At 40.9% G+C, this 1,314-nt stretch carries 1 protein-coding gene; it reads left to right on the top strand.

Going from position 1 to position 1,314, the window contains the following annotated elements; all coding sequences use genetic code 11:
- Positions 1-73: 73 nt before the first annotated feature.
- On the top strand, positions 74-1,282 hold the full coding sequence (locus HYG93_RS19140) for an IS256 family transposase (RefSeq protein ID WP_178962797.1): 1,209 nt from the start codon (positions 74-76) through the stop codon (positions 1,280-1,282).
- The last annotated feature ends 32 nt before the right edge of the window (positions 1,283-1,314 follow it).

Genomic DNA, 1,314 nt, shown 5'->3' on the forward strand with positions numbered 1-1,314 from the left:
GAGACTGTAAATAAAACTGTGTAAACGCTTAGACTATCCCTCAACGCTGTTAGGGGCAACACAGGTGTTTACCATGAAAGATGAAGCAATGCTGGCATTAGCCAAAGAATTTGCCAAGAACTTAAAGACAGAAGCTGACCTGAATAATTTCAGTAAAGCTCTAAAGAAATTAACGGTGGAAACTATTCTAAATGCTGAACTCACTGACCATTTAGGTTATGAGAAGCATAGTCCTAGAGTAGGTAAAAATGCTCGTAATGGCTATACAACTAAACGCCTACTGACTGATGATGGTGAGTTTGAGCTAGACACGCCTAGAGATCGTGATGGTACATTTGAGCCTCAGTTCATCAAGAAAAGTCAAACTCGAATCACGCAAATGGATAGTCAAATTCTATCCCTTTATGCTAAAGGCATGACGACACGAGATATCGTTGCCACGTTCAAGGAAATGTACGATGCAGATGTCTCTGCTACCTTAATTTCCAAGGTGACAGATGCTGTGATCGACCAAGTCACTCAATGGCAAAACCGCCCTTTGGATGCATTCTATCCAATCGTTTACCTAGACTGTATTGTCGTGAAGGTGCGACATAACAACACCGTCATCAACAAGGCTGTATTTCTTGCTTTGGGTGTCAATGCAGAGGGGCAGAAAGACTTACTTGGACTGTGGATGGCTGAAAACGAAGGGGCGAAGTTCTGGTTATCAGTTCTCACCGAACTGAAGAATCGTGGCTTACAAGATATACTGATTGCATGTGTGGATGGATTAAAAGGCTTTCCTGATGCGATTAATACGGTCTATCCTGATACCCATATCCAGTTGTGTATTATCCATATGGTACGCAATAGCTTGAAGTATGTCAGTTGGAAAGATTATAAGGCCGTTACATCTGATTTGAAGAAAATCTACCAGTCGGTAACCGAAGATGAAGCCTTACACGCTCTTGATGAATTTGGTCAGAAATGGGATGACAAATACCCTCAAATCAGCAAATCATGGCTCGGGAATTGGCCGAATCTCAACACGTTCTTTGCTTATCCTATGGATATTCGTAAAGCAATCTACACAACGAATGCGATTGAATCATTGAACAGCGTGATCCGTCATGCGACCAAGAAAAGAAAAATCTTCCCGACTGATGATTCAGTGAAAAAAGTGGTATATTTAGCGATTATGGCAGCAAGCAAAAAATGGACAATGCCTATCCAAAATTGGAAATCTGCTATGAACCGCTTTAGTATCATGTTTGAAGAGCGTGTAACCAAGTATTTTTAAAACTGTATTTACACAGAATTATTTACACCCTC

The sequence above is a fragment of the Acinetobacter sp. SwsAc6 genome, assembly GCF_013391565.1.
GTDB lineage: Bacteria > Pseudomonadota > Gammaproteobacteria > Pseudomonadales > Moraxellaceae > Acinetobacter > Acinetobacter cumulans.

Coding starts and splice junctions, on each gene's coding strand:
- HYG93_RS19140 (WP_178962797.1), top strand. CDS start 74: ATGAAAGATGAAGCAATGCTGGCATTAGCCAAAGAATTTGCCAAGAAC.